This is a genomic window from uncultured Maribacter sp., from assembly GCF_947500985.1.
Classification (GTDB): Bacteria; Bacteroidota; Bacteroidia; order Flavobacteriales; family Flavobacteriaceae; genus Maribacter.
The window spans coordinates 746,816-767,998 of record NZ_CANMTX010000001.1 but is presented as its reverse complement, the minus strand read 5'-3'; the positions used below and the strand labels follow the sequence as shown (position 1 = coordinate 767,998).

The following is a 21,183-nucleotide window of genomic DNA, read 5'->3' as shown; positions in this document are numbered from 1 at the left end:
AATATAACGATGAAATATAAAAATATAAAATATACGTTTTTGTCTCTTTTAGCAGTGGTAGCCTTGGTTTCCTGTAGTGATGATGATGACAATACACCAATAGTTGTTACAGAAACATGTGACGATGGTATTATGAACGGAGATGAAACCGGAGTAGATTGTGGTGGCTCTTGTACACCATGTGAAGAGGCAATGGCGCCAGATTTCACAGGAACTTATGCACAAGTTGATTTTATGGGTAGACCGGGTATCAACACCGTATTAAGTGCAGATGGTACTATTAAAGATGCTCATAACGTGTCTATTCCTTCAGAAATGGCAGCTACTTTTCAAGCAGATTTTGAAGCAAGGTTAGAAGCATATCATGATGTATATGCAAATATATTAGGAGCTGATCCAGCTGCCGTAAATTATGAGAACAACATTTTAGGTTTAGATGCACCAACATTAACAGGTTATTTAGCTGCCGATGTTTTAGAAGTAGCTCCAAACTTACCGACTACATATTTTTTACCTGGAGAAGATGTTGATATGGATGGTAATGTTTTAAATGACCCAGCAGTAATTGGTCTTACAGGAAGAACTCCTCAAGACGATGTTATCGATGTTTCATTGATATTATTATTTGGTGGTGCTGATGGTATTAGATTTAGCGGTCAAGATACCGATGGTGATGGTGTTGCAGATTTACCAAGATTAACCTCAGATGGCGTTGGGCAAACCGCTACTGTTGGTACTACGTTCCCATACTTGGGAGCACCAGAATAAGAAGTTGCTTTCACCTTATCTATTGATAGGATAGATAAGACAGGCACAACCCTAAATTGTTTATGAAAGAGAAGGGGAAGGGGAGTTGAAAAACTCCCCTTATTTTAAACGATCCACAAAAAAACAACCTTATGAAATTATTGAAGCTGTTAATAGTAGTGATACTGGTATCATCATGTGGCACCAAAAATCAGGACGCAATTGCACATAAAAAAGATTACAACAAATTTTTAGTCTCCAACGAGATTAAAACAACATCAAAATATTTTGATCTCTGGAATTCTAAAATAAGACCAGATAGTATGCAGCTTACCAGTTTTGGTGTAGTAGGCGGGGAGTACAATAGATACTTTAAACAAACCGGAGATATTGAGTTTTTAAAGAAGGCAGAAAAGAGTTTAAAGAAAGCTGTTGAAATAGCAAATATTGGAAAGCCTGGATTTTACAGGTCTTTAGCCAGAAATTATATCTCTCAACATCGCTTTAAAGAAGCATTGAAATTGGCAGATTCTGCAGCTGCAATTGGCGGTGATAAAAGTGAAACACAAAGCTTGTACTTTGATGTGCATATGGAATTAGGTAATTACCAACTGGCAGAAAGCTATTTAGATAGCCTTAAGAACATGTCAGATTTCGGTTATATGATCCGTTTGGCAAAATGGAACGATTATAAAGGCGATTTAAACACCACCATAAGTTTTATGGAGAAGGCTAGAACTAAAGCCGAGTTGGCAAAGAATAAAGACTTAATGCTGTGGAGCTATACCAATTTGGGTGATTACTATGGTCATGCAGGTAGAATAGAAGATTCATACCAGCAATATATAAAGGCATTAGAGATAGATAATAATAATGCATATGCTAAAAAGGGAATTGCATGGATTGTATTTTCAAACGATAAAAATGCTGCTGAAGCAATCCGAATTCTAGATTCCGTGACCAAAACATATAATGCTCCAGATTATTTCTTGTTAAAAGCTGAAATAGCAGATTATATAGGCGATGATTTGGTAAGAACCAAAAACTTAGATGAGTACTTCACGAGAGTAAAAAATACAGCATATGGTGATATGTACAATGCATATAACTTAGGCTTGTATATAGGCGAAACAAAACAGTATGATAGTGCTTTGATTTTGGCACAGAGAGAAGTAGACAATAGACCAACGCCAGAATCTTATAGCTGGTTGGGGTATAGTCTTCTAAAGAACGGAGACAAAGAGAAAGCAATGGAAATTATGAACACCTACGTATATGGCAAAACATTTGAACCTGCATTATTGTTCCAAGCTGCTGAAGTATATAAAGCGAATGGAAAAGATGAAAGAGTTAAAGAATTAAAAGGAGAATTAATTGGGACCATTTATGAATTAGGTCCTGGTATGGAAAAGCAAGTCCATGATTTGTAATTGATTGCCCAATTATATTCATTTCATGTTTGTTTTAGGTTGGATTGTTTTTTTTCAACGTCACGATGTAAAGTCGTGGCGTTGTTATTATTACGCATTTCATCGAAAATTTGGTTTTTTTTAACAGGCGCATAGATGAAATGCATATATTTATCGACCAAATACATTTAAAATGCCCCAGCATCTTAAATAAGTGAACTAAAAATAGTAACCAAGTAAACCAATTAGTGTTATGGAATACCTACTCTTTACATTATGGATTAGCTTAATGATTTTAATGGTTGGCAAAACAATATTTGCCTACAGGTCTTTACAAAAAACATTAGACCGTACCAATAAGGCTAACTAAATCAATTTTCTTAGTAATACCGGTAGTAATAGCAGATCTAGTATCAATGCTGTTACCAAGGTTACACTTATAATCAACCCTATGGTAACACTAGGTTGATGTATAGAAAATAACATCACCATAAATCCGAAGAAGAGGATAATGGTCGTAATAACCAGTGCTCTACCGGTTTGTGCAAATGTTTTTTCAAGTGCGGCCTCTTTATCCAATCCTTGGCTAATACCTAGTTTATATTTTCCTAAGAAGTGAATGGTATCATCAACGGCAATACCAAAGACGATAGCAAAAACTACAGAAAGTGAGGCTTCTAATGGTATGCCTAAGAAACCTAACATACCACCGGCAAATAGTATAGGTAGTACATTTGGTACTAGTGATATTAGAAAGATTTTAATGTCACGAAAGACAAAAGCCATGATTACTCCGATCAATAGTAATCCGTAAAGGAGTCCTTCTAACAAACTACTTCTAATATATTCAGAGTTTTTGTCGAGTAAAATACTTTTACCGGTCACCTTTATGGCAACAAGAGAAGTGTCTAATTGCGTTTTAGCAAAGTTATCTATATCGCTGTAAACCACTTTAAGCTTATCAGTACCAATATCTTGCAGTCTACCATTGATACGGGCAATACTTTCATCTGCATTTATAAACTTAGCTAATTGTTTACGACCAAATTTACGGGCATCTTTTTGATACTTTAAAAACGTTTTCTCATCGCTAGGTAGGGTAAAATATGCAGCGCTATTTAAGTTGTTCGCTTTATTGAATATTTTATACGGTAGATTGGCAGACTGCACATTACCAATACTTTTAAATGTTTTTAAATACGTAAGTAGTTTTTCAATTTCTTGGGCAACTTTAAAATCCGTCACTTTGTTTCCTTCAGTACTCATAACGGCAATTTCTAAAGGTCTGAATCCTGAAAAATTACTTTGAAAGTAATCGAAATCTTTTGCTATTTTACTTTCAGCGGGTAACGTGTTCTTTAATTCTTGATTGGTTTGTACCATGTAAATACCTAACACACAAAGGGCAGTGAAAACAACAGTGCCAAATATGATGGACTTAGGGTTGTTTTTGGTGAACGTATTTAATTTTAAAAGGTATTTTACCCAATTCTCAGAGATACTTTTGCGACCGATCAATGATTTTTCAGGTATACTTACCAGTAACGAACCTGTTAAGAAAATAACCGTTATGTAAGCTACAAGAACGCCGATAGCAGCGTTTATTCCGAATTCTTGAATACTAACCAATCGAGATGAAAGCAAGGTTACAAAACCAACTGCAGTAGTTATTGAGGTAAGCAAGGTAGTCATGCCTACTTCTCTTAACGAAGATTTAATAGCTTTATATCGTGGTATACCTGTTTGTAGTTTTCTAATGTAACTATCCGTAAGGTGTATAACGTCAGAAGTACCCACAATTAGCATAAGTACTGGGTAGAATGCAGCCATGGCATTGAGTTCTTTACCTAGCCAACCCAATAGCCCCATAAACAGTAAGAGCGACATTGCTATAGAAAAAACAGAAATTAAAACCACGGGCATACTTCTGTATACCAGCAAAAGAATTATAAAAACTAAAATAGAAGCTACTATAGTGGTTGTAAGTACTTCGCTCTTCTGCATTTCAACAATAGCTTCATAAAAGAAGGCTCTACCTAAAATATGGTAATCGGGTAAATTATGTTCTTTTAGAGAGGTTCTTATGCTGTTTAAAAGAAGTTCAGATTGCTTGTAATCTAAGTTATCTTCGGTCTGTAGAGCCAACACCAAAGAGGTTCTTTTTTCATCAACAAGTACATTTATAAAAAGGGAATCCTCTTCAATTTTTTTCCAATCTTTTTGGTATTGGGAGGGGTCGTCAATATGAATGATAGGTAAAGTGGTATAACCAAAAGAAGTTTTAAGCGGGTAAGAGAGTGAGGTTAAAGAACTACTTTCTAAAACATATTCGAAAGTTTTACTCTCTTCAGAAAATGCTTGAAAACTCTTTAGAAAATCTTGTTGTAATACATCTGGCTTGTTCTTTACGGCAATCAGTAGAAAATTGTCATCAGTACCAAACTCTTCTACATATTTGTCATAAAAGGCTAGATCAGGATCTTCTTCAGGGAAAAACTGACTAAAATCGAAAGAAAACTGTAGCTCATCCAACTTAGAAGCAGCTAATACGCCTAACAGGACAAACAGAACAATGAAAAGCTTTTTGAGAAAGCCAAAGTTAACCTTCATAGAATATATAAAATCTATTTCGGTTGCAAATTTACCACTCTACATTGTAATCGTGGTAAAAAGAAACAATTAAGAGCGAAGTAAATTTCAATAAAAAATATCTTTCGCTCTTAAATGTGATGTTCAAATTATAGTTCAATAAAATTATCGAGATATATTGTCCAGTCGTAATTGGTATATTCAATATCCACACCTTTAGTAGATGGTATAATTTCGTTTTCTTTTAGAATTTTCTTAATACCACCTTTTCCACCAAAATCGCCTCTAAACCAACTGAATAACGAAGTAACTTTAACCACATTTGTTTCGTTATCGAATTCACTGGTTTTCTCTAGAAGTCTTTTGGTACCTTTTTGTAATTGTTCTTGTAAACGTTCCCATTCGTAAATAGCCACTGGCGGACAATCTTTAGCGCCACAATTAAGGGCAAAATGTACATTAAAAACAGGCTTGTTTACTCTCAATTTACGTTCAAATTTACCTGGAAACCACTTGCGTATATAACCTAAGCCATATTCCCATTGCGATTTTCTAATAATACCATGTTCTATTTTAGCAAATGAGACCATTTCACCAGCAATTTTTATCTGCTCTAATTTGAAGAAACTACCACGATCATTATACAATTCCGGATTTTTCTGTAAAATCACTTGAATGTAACCATTGTAAATGTTCAGCCAAAAAGCCAATCGCTTATCATTAGTATCTAGTGCGTTATCTAATTCTTCAATAGAAGTGTTTGCTAAAATATCTTGTATTTCTTGAGTATCTTTTTCATCTATTATTCGTTGTAAAAACGATTCGGATAATTCGTTAAAATCTGTTTTGGTTTCAGCTTCTGCTTGTGCCTGAAGATTGGTTTTTGCTGTACAGGATAAAGCAAATAACGTAAGAAGAAAATAAAATTTAAGTTTCATAGTACTATTTTAGGTTACCTATAACTACGTAATTATAGTCTAAAGGTTCGTGCAAGCTTGGTCGAATATTTATTTAATAGATTACAGTAATTTTTTTTAAAAGTTTTAAGGTGGTTTTAAAACTATTTTTCTCAATTTGCGTAAGTAAGGCGTAAAACTAGATACTATTTAGGTATTGTTTTACTTTTTAATCAATATGCCTTAGCTATTGCCATGATAAGTATTGTAATTCCAGCCCATAATGAATATGATAACTTGCAACGACTTTTTAAAGTTGCTTGTTTTATTGAGCATGAAAAGCTCTTGGAAATTATAGTTGCCGTTTCCCCAGGTAATTCTGATACCATTGAAAAGTTAGACTGTAGTCAGAAAGTTAAAATATTGCGTTGTAAGAATAGGGGTAGAGCAGCTCAAATGAACGAAGCTTCTCAAATTGCTTTGGGTAATACCTTTGTTTTTTTACATGCTGATGTAGTACCACCAACGGGATTCGTTGATGATATTCTCAATAGCTTAAAGAATGGATATGATGCAGGATTTTTCTCTTACAAATTTGATAAAGACGCATGGTACTTAAGGATAAATGCATCGTTTACAGGTAAAGACGGTTTATTTACCGGTGGCGGCGATCAATGCCTTTTCATTAAAAAAGATGCTTTTAATCAGCTGGGTAGATTTGATGAGGAGCAAGTATTGATGGAAGATTTTGAATTTTTCCGTCGGATGAAAAAAGAGAACGTACCGTATACAATCGTTAAAAATGACTTGATAGTTTCTGCTCGTAAGTATGAGTCTAATTCATATCTCAGGGTAAACCTTTCTAACTTTCTTTTAGTGGTACTTTTTAAATTTGGGTACCCAGGTGATAAACTCAAAACACTTCATAATAAATTGATACGCACCCCATACAATGGTTGAGATTATAAACGGAATTCAGCAAATTGGGATAGGTGTTCTCGATGTAAAGAAAGTATTTAATTGGTATAGAAAGCATTTGGGTTTTGATATTTTGTTGTTTGAAGATGAGGCAGTTGCTTCGTTAATGACAAGGTATACCAATGGTAAGGCTGAAAAACGAGAAGCTTACTTATCTTTAAATATGACGGGTGGCGGCGGATTGGAAATTTGGCAGTTCAAAGATCGGACTCCTATTGCTGCTATTAATCCAATTCAATTTGGGGATTTAGGTATTTATGCAATGAAAATTAGATGTGAAAATCTGATTGAAATGCATTCGTATTTGAGGGATTTAAAAGTATCTAGTCTCTCAGAAATCAGTCAGTCTTATCGTTCTAGTTTCTATTTTACTGATCCTTTTGGTAACCGGGTACAAATGGTTGAAGATCATTATGTTTTTTGTGAGCAGTCATCAAAAAATGGGGGAGTGCTAGGCGCTGTAATGGGCGTTAGTAATATGGAAAATTCTATCGAATTTTATAGTTCAATGTTAGGGTATTCAATAATAGAATACGATACTATTGAAACACTTGAAAACGATAATACCACAGGGAAATATAGAAGAGTAATTATTTCTCAAGAACGAAAGTCCGTCGGCGGATTCGGAGACCTTCTAGGTCCCACACAACTAGAACTTATTCAGGTTTTAGATAGAAAATCAGTTAAGATATTTGAAAATAGATTGTGGGGCGATTTAGGGTACATACACCTGTGTTTTGATGTATCAGGTATGAGCATGATTAGAGAAAAAGCTAAAACCAATGATTATCCTTTTACCGTAGACAGCGCCAATAGTTTTGATATGGGCGATGCCGCGGGTCATTTTAGTTATATGGAAGATCCTGATGGTACGTTGATAGAATTAGTAGAAACGCATAAAGTCCCTATTCTAAAATCATTAGGATTGTTCCTGAATCTTAAAAAGAGGAATCCGCATAAAACCTTACCGAAATGGTTGGTAAAAAGTTTAAGTTTTAGTCGGGTAAAAAAAGATAAGTAATCTAAAACATTTGCCGTTTTAGTTCTTACTGGTATTTCTGATCAATCCTATTCCTGAGAAGAAAAATATAGCGCCTAATACGCCAAAAACGATTAACTGTTTAGTGGTACCAGTGCTATTACCAAATAAAATTGCAGTATAAACAAGTCCGCCAATACCTAATAGGGTTAAAACGGTTCCGAAAAGTTTCTTTAAATCCATGGTGGCAAAATAGTAAAAAAAATGGGCAGTTTTTAAAAACTGCCCATTATACTTAAAATTTTAATGTATTATGAACTAGCTACAACACCTAGTGTAAATAATTGCTCTAGGTTTGGCGATTCACTACCACCTGCCGGCTCTAATGTAATACCAAATGCTTCAGAATCGTTCGGATTATTCAGCGCGAAGACTTTGTTCTCATCGGTAGCGAAATCTTCTAGCAGCCCCATACTGGTAGGGGTAAGTGGAGAAAGTTTAAGAGACCAAACTTGGTATACAAAACCATCTGGTGGTTCAGGTAAACCTTTGGCATCTATGAAAATTTTTTGGTCTTCCTTGTTCCAATATGCTTTAGCGTAAGAAGTTGGTGATACTGCTTGACCACCTAATGCAATTACACTAATGTTTTGATCACGCAGTGTATTCAAAAGTTCTTGAGTTTGTTCTAAAGAAGAATCAGTATCTGCAATTTGCTGTTCCAAATCTACATTCTGTTTTTCTACAACTTTAATATTAGATTTTAAATCTTGGTTCTGCTGATACATCCAAAATAGACCAACGGCCAATAGAACAGATGCTGCCCAACCAATATAGGATAAGAACGGTGAACTACGCTTTTCATTAATATCAACTACCTTAACTTCACCATTAATTCTATTCATTAATGCTGCAAATGAATAATTATAACCAGGCGATGCTTTTCTTGACAATTCTAATATTGAAGCTTCAATAGCTTCAATTTCTTTCTGAATTTGAGGATACTCTTTAGCGTAGTTGGCAATTTCCAGATTTTCCTTCTCTGAAAGTGTACCGGCTACGTAAAGCTCCAAAATTCCCGATGCTATGTATTTTTCTACATCCATACTATCTTACGGCCATATTTTCCCTTAGTTGGGAAATGCAACTTCTATTTCTTGTTTTTACAGTACCGATCGGAATTTCCAATTCTTCGGCAGCATCTTTTTGAGTATACCCTCTAAAGTATAACAGTTCAATGATCTGTACACATTTTTCCTTTAAATTTTTAACGAGGTTTCTTACTCCCTTGGTGTCCACATTGGAAGTTTCTTCTTCTTCTTCCTTGTGCTGTAAAATATTTACGAAGTAATCTGCACTAAGGTTCTTTTTTTCATTTTTATACGACCTACTGCGTATTTCATCGATAGCAGCATTTCTTGCAATGTTCAATACCCAGGTAAAGAATCTTCCTTTAGATGAGTTGTAACTTTCACAGTTATTCCATATTTTAATGAATACATCTTGACAAATTTCTTGGGAACGTGCATCGTTCTTAACGATGGTGTTTATTACACCACAAATATTTTCGCTATACATGCCATATAGCTTTTCGAAAGCCGATTGGTCTTTCTTTCTAAACTGATCAACCAAAAGGTCTAGTTGCATAAGTAATTTTTTAAATCGGATAAAAATAGAAAAAGCTGTTCTTAGAACAGCTTTTATCAGGTTTAATATTAACTCTATTCAATAATACCGGCACAACTTACACGTGCACCAGCTGCACCGCTAGGTTGTGAAGTGTAGTCATCTACACCTTGGTGTACGATGACACCTTTACCAAGTATATTTTTATTCTCATCATCACAACCAATACACCATTCTTCTGTTTCAAATTCAACTTTTGCATTACCATCGGCATCTGCCGTAAAGTTACCTATATCACCTTTGTGATATCCTTCAGAAGCACCCCATTTACCATGTGGTTCATTTGTTGGGTTCCAATGTCCGCCAGCAGAAGATCCATCAGCGGCTGTGCAATCTGCCGTTTGGTGAATATGAATGGCATGCTCGCCTTCAGATAAGCCAGATAGCATGGCTACCATTTCTACCTCGTCATCAGCTTGGGTAAAGGTTACTTCACCTTTTACATCACTATCGCTTTTTGGTTCCAGCATAAATTTTACTACAGTTTCTTCGTCGTTCATTTCTGCTTTAGCCTCATCCATTAGTTCTTCAACTTCTTCTTTAGCTTCAGACGCCTCTTTTTTTACTTCTTTGCAGCTAAAGACAGCTAGTAGTGCCAATAGTGCTAATTCAATTTTAAATATTTTCATTTTGATAGTTTTTATTGTTAATAGGAAAATTATAATTTAAAACAATCAATATCAAATATTTACATGATATGAGCAATCCTTTTAATCTTTAGGGCAAAAAAAGAGGTGCTGTAAAGCACCTCTTTTTTTAAATATAATAAAATTGATTTTTTATTTTGTCAATAGCACTTCTGCTTTAACGGCAACCTCGCTCCATGTTTTACTAACACCATCTTTACCGGTATGTAAAATTTCACAAGCTTTGTTGATAGAAGCAACGGCATCCATAGCATTCCAGTTTGCTAGATCCATGGTACCTGTAAAAGTGATTTTATCATCACCGTTCATTTCGTATGCAAGGGGAATGTTTTGTGTATCTCCGTTTAAAGTAACATCAATAGAACTTTTATCACCTTCAACTTTAAATACACCAGAGATTAATTCTGTATCCTTTAATACGCCAAAGAAAAACTCTAATAGTTTAGGGTCTCTTGTTCCCGTTGGGTCGTTAGTGAATAAGCTACTAACTGGAATGCTAAACTCGGTTCCATTTAAGGCTTCCATAGCAGTTGCACCGCTATTTGTTTTTGTGAAGTTTATCTTTTTGAACATGCCACCAACAGGTACTTTATCTGTTGTCTTGTAAGCGGTAAAACTTACTTTTGTTGAATCTTGTACTAAGCTGAACATTTCAGTTGCTTCGCTTGTTGCTTCAACGCTTTTAGACTCTTCACTTTTTTTAGCGTCTTTACAACTTGCAAAAACGATTAAAAGTGCACTAGCGAATGTAAGTGCTATTTTTTTCATGATAATGTGTTTTAATTATAGTATAAATTTACTTCTTCTTTTTAAAAATGCCACGTAAATCTGTGTTATAAAATAAGCCTACTTGAAAACGATCAAAATTAGTCTCGCTAAAGTGATTTTTTAAATACCCAAATTGCATGCTTAAATCTTCGGTAACATTAACTCCCAAGGCAGCATACGCACGGTTTTGACCAAAGGCATCATTTTGTAGGTTGATAAAGATCTCATCGTAAAAGTTTAGAAAAAAGATATCGGTTAGGGGTAAGGTCATTTGAATTCTATATCGAGCTCTGTGTAATGTATTACTGATACCTGTAGCATTGTTTTGAACAAAGCGTTGCTCCAAACGATAACGATGCTCAAATTTAAATTCCCATACCTTGTTTTTAAGAATGAATTGCTCAAAAATGCGGTGCTCTGAAATTGAATTGTTTTTGATAGCATCACCCGCGAGAACATCAAATTCTCTAAAAGAGGGGTCGGTATCAATAAATCCGTAACCTAAAGTTGCAATCGCATCAGGGTTAATATGATAATTTATACCTGTACGTAGTAACATCTGGTTAAAGTTAGAAGCCATTTCATAATATCTAAACTGCGCTTCGGTATGTATGCTCCATTTATCGGCAATTTTATTGGTACCAAAATACATGAACCAACTACCAAAATCATCTTCACCTGTTATTTCACTTTGTGCATTAGTATGCGTAATAGTTGCTAATAATACTAGTAACGTAATAACTTTCTTCATTCTTTAATTTAATATGAAACTTAACATTTTGGCTTTATTTATCGCCATCTTCAATTGGTGCTTCTTTATCTTTCTTTAAATACAAATCTAAAAAATCTAAAACCCTACTGTAGGCTTCGATCTGATTTTCTTTCTTAACAAAACCATGTCCTTCATCTTCAAAAAGCACGTACTCTACTGGTACTCCGTTCTTTTTTACTCCTGCAACAATCTCATCAGATTCTACTTGAAGTACACGAGGGTCTTGTGAGCCTTGTAAAACAATTAAAGGCTTGGTTACCTTGTCTGTATGAAACAAAGGAGAAATCTCTTTTAGACGTACCGAATCTGCACTATAGGGATCACCTAACTCTAAGTAAAGAGCATCTTTAAAAGATTCCCACCATGGCGGTATACTTTTTAAAGTTCGCAACCAATTGGTAACACCAAATAAATTCACCCCAACGGCAAATTCTTCGGGAGTGTAGGTAAGTGCCGCCATTGTCATATAACCGCCATATGAACCACCTATAATTCCGATTTTATCGCCATCGATTTCAGGTTGAGCCGAAAGCCAGTTTTTACCTTCAACACAATCTTTTAAATCTTTATCTCCATGGTTTAGATCATCCATTTGGTAAAACGTTTTTCCATAACCACTACTACCACGGTTGTTTACAGCAAGTACTGCATAACCGTGATTGGTGAGATATTGAATAAACGAACTGAAATTTTGGCGACTCTGGCCACCTGGTCCACCATGAACCCAAACTAGGGCGGGTACTTTTGCATCGGCACTTGCTTGTTGAGGCTTGTAATAAATAGCAGGTATTTCTACCCCATCAAAAGATTTATAACGTACTACTTCAGCAGAAACAAGATCTTCTACCTTAATTTCAGGATTCAAAACATCTGTTAATTGTTTCTGTTCTTTCGTTTCTAGGTTATAGACATATAAATTACTTGGAGTATGCGAGCCACCTGCGTAAAAACGCATCCATTTTTCATCTTTTGAGAAATCTACATTAGTTATTTCCATAGTTTCAAATGCCGGTAAATCAATGTTTTCCATAGTAGCTACATCCATTACTTCAATGGTGTTCTTTGCATCTTCATTGATATACGTAACTAAATAGCTGCCATTATCTGTAAAGTAACTACCTAAAATATCCCAATCACGGGTAATCACTTTTTCGGTCTCGCCAGATGCAATGTTATACTTTATTAGGTATGAAAACTCGCTGCCTTCATCGGTAGTATAATATAGTTCATCCCCAGAGGGAGAAAAATCTTGACTACTATTTGCACTTTGCGTTTTATTGATCTTAATTTTCTTCTTTGTAGATAGGTCATAAAGGTATAAGTCTGAATCGTTGGTGTTCAAAGATTTCGCCAGCGTCAAATATTTTTGATCTTTACTAAGATTGCCTATATCGTACCCTTCTTCATTCTTGAAAATTAATTTAGGCGAATAGTTGAGAAAATCCATTTGATACAGATCCATGTATTTTGCATCTCGCTTATTCGATGTAAAAAAGAAGCTTTGGTCATCTTCTGCCCAACCATGAAAACTGGCCCTAGCCCCTTTGGCAGGTGTAAGGTCTGTATGGCTGCCATTTAGATTGCGGATGTAGATATGGTATATTTCATCACCATTACCATCCATGCTAAAAAGCATTCGCTCATCTCTCGGAAAATAAGAAATTGCAAAAATAGAAGCGCTGTCAGATTGTGTTATGGGGGTTAACTCACCACCATTGGCAGGCACGGTATACATATTATAGATACCAGATCTATTACTTGAAACCAATAATTTAGAATTATCACGATAAAAACTACCTCCAGAAATAGCTTCATTATCCATCATTTGTTTAATGGAATATTGATCATGTATTTTGGTGATTTCAACTTCTTTTTGAACCTCCTTTTGGACTTCTTTTTTTTCTGTACAACTCCAAATAAGAGCTATGGCAAAACAAGCGAATAGTTTTTTCATAATTGATTATTTAAATGAGCATGCCTAATAACATAAGAATTATTTTAAACTAAAGGTGTCTACTTCTTTAAAAGGAGAAAGTTGTAAGCTTTCCATAGTAGTTTTATATGTTTTCCAATCCGTAGAGAAAAATGAATTCGTTTTCTCTAATGCCGCTTCTAGATCCCCTTTTGCAAATTGCATTAACTGGGTTTCTGTAGCTGTCATGCCTGCTTGTCTAGATCCAACATAACGTCTTGCAATTTGCAAACGTTGCATTACGGTCATCTCTTTACTACGGGTAATACCTTGTCGCTTATCAACTTTGCCTAAATAGATTGCGGTTACAGAATCTATTTGCTTGATAATATCTTTAGAAGCATCAATCTGCTCTTTATATTTTTTATCATCTTCCTTTTTCAGTTCTTTTTGAAATTTTTCTGCGGTTTCTTTGCTTTGTGCCAATTGCTGAACGGCATCTGCAGCTTTTTGCATGTATGATTCTAACACTTTACCATTGGTATATGCCGCATTAATACCAGGTATAGAAACCTCTAAACGAGGATCAGATTTTACGGTAATTTTAGTTTCTTCTTCCATTTCACCATAAAGCATTTTTATAGTGTAAGTTCCTGGTTTTACATCTAATCCTCCAGATTCTTTCTTTTTGGTAATTACTTTTCTAGAAGGTCTGTCTGCACCTTTTTCATCCATTCCCCAGAAAATTCTGTGGAATCCTGCTTTTTCCGGAGTCTTGTATTTTAAGGTACGAATTAATCTATCACCATCGTAAAAATCGAACTGAACCGAATCTTTCTTTTGAACGCCTGTTAATTCTACTTTATCTGTTTTTTCTTCGGATGCCTCTTCTGATTCTTCATCCTTTTTATCCATTGATTTTGTTGGCTTTTTACCAGCTTTCTTACCTTCTTTTAAATAGTAGGTAATCATAGCGCCAGACTTCTTGTTTTCACCTTGATACAGTCCGTCGCCACCAAAACGACTTCCTGTTGGTTGTTGATAAGCTGCTTGATATGCCGTTGGAGGAGTAAATAATTCGATGTCTTTATTTAGGATGGATGCATCAGCTGCCACTGCACGTAGCGGACGAATATCATCTAATACCCATGCAGCTCTACCGAAAGTACCGATTACCAAATCGTGCTCTCTTGGGTGAATCGCTAAATCTTTCGTAGAAACCGTCGGGAAACCTTCCGTCCATTTTTGCCATTTTTCACCAGCATTGAAAGAAATATATAATCCGTCATCGGTACCTAAGAATACTAAATTAGGATTCTCAGGATCTTCAATAATCGATAGTGCATAACTGTCTACATCTGTAGCATCAACAATTCTTGTCCAGCTTTTACCATAATCTTTAGTACGATATGCATATGGCGTGTAATTGAATCTTCTATAATCATTAGCGATTAAAAGTGCTTCCCCTTTATTACGGGTAGATGCTTTTATTTGTGGAATCCAGCTTCCTTTTGGTAAACCTTTAATATTTGTGGTTACCTCAGTCCAAGTTTCTCCACCATTTTGAGTGTAATGAACTCTGCCGTCATCAGATCCAACCCATAACATATCTTTTTCAACAGGTGATGGCTCAATTACCAATATAGTGGTGTGGTTTTCTGCTCCCGTTGCATCCATGGACAATCCGCCACTTTCGCTTTGCTTTTGCTTTTCAGGATCGTTGGTAGTTAAATCAGGAGAAATTACTTTCCACGTCAATGCCTTATCTGTACTCTTGTGTACAAACTGACTACCAAAATAAAGGGTGCTATTATCAAAAGGGTCTTGGCTAATTGCCGAATTCCAGTTGAAGCGAAGTTCAGTTTCTGCATCTGGAGGAGTAGGACGTACGATGTAATTATTACCCGTAACATGATCAAAACGTTGTACGTTACCTTGCTGACTCATGGTATAACCATATCTAGAATCTACAGGATCGGGTACCACATCAAAACCATCACCAAAACTTATTTCTTGCCAGTAACTATTACGAATACCTTGAGCTTTCCAAACATAAGCAGGCCCTCTCCAAGAACCATTATCTTGCATACCACCGTATACATTATAAGGATATTCATTATCCGTTGCTATATGGTAAAATTGCGCAACCGGTAGGTTACCCACAAAGCGCCATGTTTTTCCACCATCTTTAGAAATATTCAATCCGCCATCATTACCGTCCATCATAAACTGTCCGTTTTCTGGGTGAATCCAAAATGCGTGGTGATCAGGGTGCACGCCATTATCGGCGCGATATGCAGGCATTAATTGTGTAAAGTTCTTACCACCATCTTGCGAAACGTTCACGTATGTAAATACTGAGAAAACTCTATTTTCATTTTCAGGGTCTACATATATTTCAGAGTAATAAAAAGGTCTATTTCCTATATCATTCTTATCATTGATTTTCTTCCATTTAAAACCGCCATCTTCAGATTTGTACAATGCATTCTTTTTTGCTTCCACTAAAGCGTAAATAACATCTGGCTTACCGGGAGCTATAGCCACACCTATTCTACCTAAATCACCTGCAGGTAGACCATCTTCTTCACTTAGCTTTTTCCAATTCTTACCACCATCGTGGGTAATATATAAACCACTACCAGAACCGCCAGAGTTAAAGAACCAAGGATCACGCTTGTGTTCCCACATCGCAGCGATTAGCTTATTCGGGTTGGTTGGGTCCATAATAAGATCAGCAACCCCTGTTTTATTATTTACAAAAAGAACCTTCTCCCAAGTCTCACCACCATCAGTAGTTTTGAATACGCCACGTTCTGGGTGTTCGCCCCAAGGAGAGCCTATTGCACCAACATAAACGGTATTCGGATTCATTGGGTCAATCTTAATTCTATGAATATGTCTCGTTTTTTCAAGACCCATAGATTTCCAGGTATTACCGCCATCGAGAGATTTATATACTCCGTAACCACCATTTAAGCTGTTTCTAGGATTACCTTCTCCAGTACCTGCCCAAATTACAGAAGGGTTACTTTGCTGAATGGCAACGGCACCAATAGAAGCGGTTACTTCTTTGTCGAAAATAGGATCCCATTTTATACCGCCAGATGTAGATTTCCATAATCCGCCAGAAGCGGTACCGACATACATAATATCAGGATTGGAATTTACGACATCAATACTGGTAACACGACCGCTCATACCACCGGGACCGATGTTACGGGGTTTCATGTCTTGTACTAGGTCCATTTTAAAATCTTGAGCAGAAACGAAAAAAGATGCAAAAAGCACCAGCAAGGAGAGTAATCTTCTAGTCATTTGAGTGGTTTGTTAGTTATGTGCTTAAAAATAGCGGAAAAGAAAGGGAAGTATTCTTAAAAGGATGTTAACAGTGGGTAGTTTTGTAGAATCCGTAATCCTTTAACAGTTTTGATTCTCAGTTGGCAGTGTCAGTTTTCAGTTGGCAGTAGCAATTTTCAGTTAGTAGTATCAGTTATTTCGTGAGATTCTCGTGAACGTCTTTGCTAGGCACGAAGCAATCTATTAAATAAAAGGTATAAAGTTTGTTATTAGTACCTATGTTAGTCTGAGCGCAGTCGAAGACCAATGTGAGTTAGAGAACCTTGGGTACACGTAAAGGTTCTCGATACAAATTTCTCGTTCCTCGAAATTCACTCGAACTGACAAATGATAATTAGGTCACTGAGTGAAAGCGAATTGACAACCAATAACCAACAACTAAATTTTCACAAAAATCCCAAACAACTCATTCCCTTTACGTGGAGCTATGGAGTTATAACAGGGATCGAAAGTGATCGTTTTGAAATAGGGTGATAAATATTTGGTGTACAGATCTTTGTTTCCTCCAAATGGGCGCTTCTCCATGTTGCCGGTTAAGGGGATGTCAAACCAGAGTCCCGCTAATTTTCCAGTTGGTTTTAGTAGTTCAGACATGTGTTTGGCGTATGCATTTCTATTGGTGTCAGTGGGTACAAAAGAGCAGAAAAAAGTCTGTTCTAGTATAAGGTCGTACTGCCCATTGAACTTAAAAAAATCTGCTTGATGCATATTCTCGTCTGGGAAATGGGGATTCCTTTTTTTGAATTCTTTTAGCGGAATTTCAGAGATATCTAGAATATGAACATTTTTGAACCCTGCTTTCCACAGGTATTCCGCTTCATAGGCATTTCCGGCTCCTGGTATTAAAATCTGAATGGTCTTGTCGGTTAATTGATCAACATATTCTTTAATGGGTGTAGATGGGTAGCCAATATCCCAACCCGTCTGATGTTCTTTGTAACGCTGCGTCCAGTAATCTTGTTCTTCTTTCAATATGGTATCTTAATGATTATCTGCGATAGTAAATTTATACAGATTTGGTGAGTTTTAGCAAAGTATGTAGAATTCAATACCATTGATTATAGAATGATTGTGGTAAACGAACCAATTTGCTATCTTTCGAACGGACTAACTACCAACAAAGTAAACGTATGAAATACTCTTTTTTAACTGCAATAGCGGTATGCTTAACTTATGTCTGCACGGCACAAACTAATCCGCAATGGGCACGTTACCCTTCTATTTCTCCAGATGGTACTACTATAGCATTTACCTATAAAGGCAACCTATTTTCGGTACCGGCAGATGGTGGTGTGGCAAAGCAGTTAACCTATCATTCTGCACATGATTATGCACCGGTTTGGAGCAAAAACGGAAATAAAATAGCCTTTGCATCGAACAGATATGGCAATTTTGATGTCTATGTGATGGATGCCCAAGGCGGCGAAGCAACACGATTAACCTATCATAGTAATGACGAAACTCCCTATAGTTTTTCTGCCGATGATTCAGATGTACTATTTGGATCAGCAAGATTAGATATAGCTGAGCATCGCCAATATCCAACAGGTTCGCAGCCAGAATTATATAGCGTTCCTGTAAACGGTGGGCGAGTGGGTCAAGTATTGACCGTGCCTGTAGAAGCTGTACAAGTAAATACCGATGGTAGCAAGATGGTGTATCACGATAAAAAGGGATATGAAGACGAGTTTAGAAAGCATCACACATCTTCCGTAACAAGAGATATTTGGTCGTTTGAGCCATCCACAGGTAAGCATACAAAATTAACTAGTTTTAAGGGAGAAGATCGCAATCCCGTGTTTTCAATAGATGGTACTGTTATTTATTATTTAAGTGAGCAAGAGGGTACTTTTAATGTCTTTTCAATGGCTGAAGAAAATGGTGCTCAACCTAAGAAACTGACCGATTTTAAAACGCATCCGGTACGTTCATTAAGTATTGGTAACAACAAACTGGCATTTGGTTATGATGGTGAAATTTATACCTTATCAGAAGGGGAAACGGCGAAAAAAGTTGATATTATCGTTAGAACACAAGAAGACAGTAACCCTATAGAATATGTGTCCGTTAACGGTGGAGTTCAAGAAATGGATGTTGCACCTAACGGTAAAGAAATCGCTTTTATTAGTAGAGGAGAGGTCTTTGTAACATCGGTAGATGGTTCGTTGACAAAACGTATAACCAATACCCCAGAACAAGAACGTTTTGTAAAGTTTATGCCAGATGGTAAATCGGTCGCCTACTCCAGTGAACGCAATGGTAAATGGAGCATTTTCAAATCATCTAAAGTGCGAAAAGAAGAACCTTATTTCTTTGCGGCAACAGTATTCAAAGAAGATACTTTAGTGACCTCGAAAGAAGATATTTATTTGCCAGAATTCTCACCAGATAGCACCTATGTCGCCTATGTAGAAGGTAGAAGAACTATAAAGGTGAAGAACTTGAAGACGAAAGAAATTACCACCTTAATGACGCCCGATAACGTGATACATATGCGAGACGGTGATCAATATTATCAGTGGAGTCCCGATAGTAAGTGGTTATTGGTAGACTGGAGCGTCTCGTTGAATAATACGGAATTACTTTTGGTCTCTAAAGACGGAAAACAGCGTAAAAACTTGACCCAAAGCGGCTATTACGATTTTTCGCCGAAATGGGTGAATGATGGTAGCCAGATTATCTATTTCTCGAATCGCGACGGACTAAAAAGTTACGCGACCAGTGGTTCTTTTGAAACAGATGTGTATACCATGTTCTTGAACCAAGAGTCGTGGGATAAGTTCAATAATACAAAAGAGGAATACGATTTGTTGAAAATGATTGAAGAGGCAGCCAAAGAAAAAAAGGACGAAGCCAAATCTGAAGATAAAAAGAAGAAAGACGATAAAAAGGAAGAAGCAGCAGTAAAAACTTTAAAATTCGATTTGGAGGATGTAGAGCGTAGAAAAGCACGTTTAACCATACACTCTTCTAAACTGTCGGATGCCGTACTTTCTAAAGACGGAGAAAAACTGTATTACCTAACCAGATTTGAAAAAGGATTGAACCTTTGGGAAACCGAAATACGTACCAAAAGCACCAAAATGCTCATAGCCTTAGATGCGAAATCGGGAAGTTTGCAGTGGGATGACAAAAAGGAGCATCTGTTCTTATTATCCGACGGTAGCATATCTAAAGTTGATGTTGCTACTAGTAAGACAGAACCAGTAAAAGTAAAGGCAGAAATGGTTTTAGATGCCGACGCAGAGCGCAAGTATATGTTCGATCATATTTGGTTGCGTACCAACGGTATTTTCTATACTTCTAGTTTTCACGGTATAGAGTGGAAAGCCATGCGTACCGAATATGAGAAGTATTTACCGCATATCGGTAATGGTTTTGAATTTTCTGAAATGGTTTCAGAAATGTTAGGCGAATTGAATGTGAGTCACGCAGGTGGTCGCTATTCAGACGCTATTGAAAACGGAGACCAAACAGCTTCGCTAGGTGTTTTTATAGATTACAAGCACAAAGGTGCCGGATTAAAAATTACGGAAGTCATTAAAGGCGGACCCTTAGACAAAGCAGGATTCAATATTCAACCAGGTACAATAATTGAGAAAATTAACGGAGTAACCATAGGAGAGTCTACCGATGCCGCTTTCTACTTAAACCGTATTGCGGGCGATTTTACATTGCTAGATATTGTCGATGAAAAAGGCAAGAGAAAACAGCTAACCGTTAAACCTATTTCTTTGCGTGTAGAAAACGGATTGCTATATGACCGTTGGGTGAAAAATAATGAAAAAGAAGTATTGGCAAAAAGTAACGGCACATTGGGTTATGTACACATACCAGGCATGAGCGACGGTCCATACCGTACTATTTATGAAGAAATGCTTGGTAAATTCAATGATAAAAAAGGAGTTATTGTAGATACCCGTTTTAATGGCGGTGGAGACCTGGTAGCAGATTTGGCTATGTTCTTTACCGGTATACCATTTTTATCTTATGAAACAGAAGCTAGGGTAGTAGGTGGCGAACCAACCTCTCGATGGACGAAGCCAACCTTGGCAATGTTCAACGAATCTATGTACAGCGATGGTTCTTGTTTTGCAAGCGGCTATGTAGATTTAAAAATTGGTAAAACCGTAGGTATGCCCGTACCAGGTACCTGTAGCTTTGCTGGTTGGGAGCGTTTACCGAATGGTGGTGTTTGGGGTGTTGTACCTGTTAGTGCTAAAAACAAAGTAGGCGAGTGGATGGAAAACAACGAAACCAACCCCGAAATTATCATTAAAAATCAGCCGGAAGTGATTGCAAAAGGCATTGATGAGCAATTGGAGAAATCTATTGAGGTGTTGATGAAGGAGGTGGAGTAGAAATGCTTTTTTAAAAAAATATAAATATAGAATTAGGATATAGTCGCTGGTGACTATATTCCATTGTTAGGTGCAAATT

At 36.5% G+C, this 21,183-nt stretch carries 16 protein-coding genes; 5 read left to right on the top strand and 11 right to left on the bottom strand.

The window, feature by feature from the left end; all coding sequences use genetic code 11:
* Positions 1 to 9 precede the first annotated feature (9 nt).
* Positions 10 to 768 (top strand): DUF4331 family protein, encoded by a 759-nt coding sequence (locus Q0871_RS03500; protein ID WP_299317910.1) that lies wholly within the window; start codon positions 10 to 12, stop codon positions 766 to 768.
* A gap of 131 nt (positions 769 to 899) precedes the next feature.
* Positions 900 to 2,177, top strand: coding sequence for a hypothetical protein (locus Q0871_RS03495; RefSeq protein ID WP_299317908.1), 1,278 nt, complete (start codon positions 900 to 902; stop codon positions 2,175 to 2,177).
* Positions 2,178 to 2,522: 345 nt separating this feature from the next.
* Here Q0871_RS03495 and Q0871_RS03490 read toward each other — a convergent pair whose 3' ends face one another.
* Both Q0871_RS03490 and Q0871_RS03485 read right to left on the bottom strand, forming a co-directional pair.
* Positions 2,523 to 4,766 carry an MMPL family transporter gene (locus tag Q0871_RS03490; RefSeq protein WP_299317905.1) on the bottom strand — a complete coding sequence of 748 codons (2,244 nt, stop codon included), beginning with the start codon at positions 4,764 to 4,766 and terminating at the stop codon, positions 2,523 to 2,525.
* Positions 4,767 to 4,894: 128 nt separating this feature from the next.
* Complete coding sequence (locus Q0871_RS03485) at positions 4,895 to 5,683, bottom strand: DUF547 domain-containing protein (RefSeq protein WP_299317903.1); 789 nt, start codon at positions 5,681 to 5,683, stop codon at positions 4,895 to 4,897.
* Between the two features lie 213 nt (positions 5,684 to 5,896).
* On the opposite strand from Q0871_RS03485, the gene Q0871_RS03480 reads away from it, so the two are divergent.
* Both Q0871_RS03480 and Q0871_RS03475 read left to right on the top strand, forming a co-directional pair.
* Entirely contained in the window at positions 5,897 to 6,601 is a 705-nt protein-coding gene (locus Q0871_RS03480) for a glycosyltransferase (protein ID WP_299317901.1), read from the top strand.
* Positions 6,594 to 7,640 (top strand): VOC family protein, encoded by a 1,047-nt coding sequence (locus Q0871_RS03475; RefSeq protein ID WP_299317899.1) that lies wholly within the window; start codon positions 6,594 to 6,596, stop codon positions 7,638 to 7,640. Before Q0871_RS03480 ends, Q0871_RS03475 begins: the two co-directional genes overlap by 8 nt.
* Before the next feature lie 18 nt (positions 7,641 to 7,658).
* On the opposite strand, the gene Q0871_RS03470 is transcribed toward Q0871_RS03475, so the two are convergent.
* From Q0871_RS03470 to Q0871_RS03430, 9 genes are all read right to left on the bottom strand, one after another.
* Positions 7,659 to 7,841 carry a hypothetical protein gene (locus Q0871_RS03470; RefSeq protein ID WP_299317897.1) on the bottom strand — a complete coding sequence of 61 codons (183 nt, stop codon included), beginning with the start codon at positions 7,839 to 7,841 and terminating at the stop codon, positions 7,659 to 7,661.
* Positions 7,842 to 7,909: 68 nt separating this feature from the next.
* Positions 7,910 to 8,704: an anti-sigma factor gene (locus tag Q0871_RS03465; RefSeq protein WP_299317895.1), complete on the bottom strand. Its 795-nt coding sequence runs from the start codon at positions 8,702 to 8,704 to the stop codon at positions 7,910 to 7,912.
* A gap of 1 nt (position 8,705) precedes the next feature.
* A complete protein-coding gene (locus Q0871_RS03460; RefSeq protein ID WP_299317893.1) occupies positions 8,706 to 9,245 on the bottom strand; it encodes a sigma-70 family RNA polymerase sigma factor in 540 nt (179 codons plus the stop codon).
* Between the two features lie 74 nt (positions 9,246 to 9,319).
* Positions 9,320 to 9,913, bottom strand: coding sequence for a superoxide dismutase family protein (locus Q0871_RS03455; protein WP_299317892.1), 594 nt, complete (start codon positions 9,911 to 9,913; stop codon positions 9,320 to 9,322).
* 150 nt (positions 9,914 to 10,063) lie between these two features.
* Positions 10,064 to 10,699 (bottom strand): YceI family protein, encoded by a 636-nt coding sequence (locus Q0871_RS03450; RefSeq protein WP_299317889.1) that lies wholly within the window; start codon positions 10,697 to 10,699, stop codon positions 10,064 to 10,066.
* Positions 10,700 to 10,727: 28 nt separating this feature from the next.
* Positions 10,728 to 11,450 (bottom strand): DUF2490 domain-containing protein, encoded by a 723-nt coding sequence (locus Q0871_RS03445; protein ID WP_299317888.1) that lies wholly within the window; start codon positions 11,448 to 11,450, stop codon positions 10,728 to 10,730.
* A gap of 34 nt (positions 11,451 to 11,484) precedes the next feature.
* Positions 11,485 to 13,425, bottom strand: a complete 1,941-nt coding sequence (locus Q0871_RS03440) for an alpha/beta fold hydrolase (protein WP_299317886.1) — start codon at positions 13,423 to 13,425, stop codon at positions 11,485 to 11,487.
* A gap of 39 nt (positions 13,426 to 13,464) precedes the next feature.
* A complete protein-coding gene (locus Q0871_RS03435) occupies positions 13,465 to 16,701 on the bottom strand; it encodes a hypothetical protein (RefSeq protein ID WP_299317884.1) in 3,237 nt (1,078 codons plus the stop codon).
* A gap of 420 nt (positions 16,702 to 17,121) precedes the next feature.
* Positions 17,122 to 17,715 carry a methyltransferase domain-containing protein gene (locus tag Q0871_RS03430; RefSeq protein ID WP_299317882.1) on the bottom strand — a complete coding sequence of 198 codons (594 nt, stop codon included), beginning with the start codon at positions 17,713 to 17,715 and terminating at the stop codon, positions 17,122 to 17,124.
* A gap of 158 nt (positions 17,716 to 17,873) precedes the next feature.
* Between Q0871_RS03430 and Q0871_RS03425 the strand changes: the two genes are divergently transcribed.
* Entirely contained in the window at positions 17,874 to 21,104 is a 3,231-nt protein-coding gene (locus tag Q0871_RS03425) for a S41 family peptidase (protein WP_299317880.1), read from the top strand.
* The last annotated feature ends 79 nt before the right edge of the window (positions 21,105 to 21,183 follow it).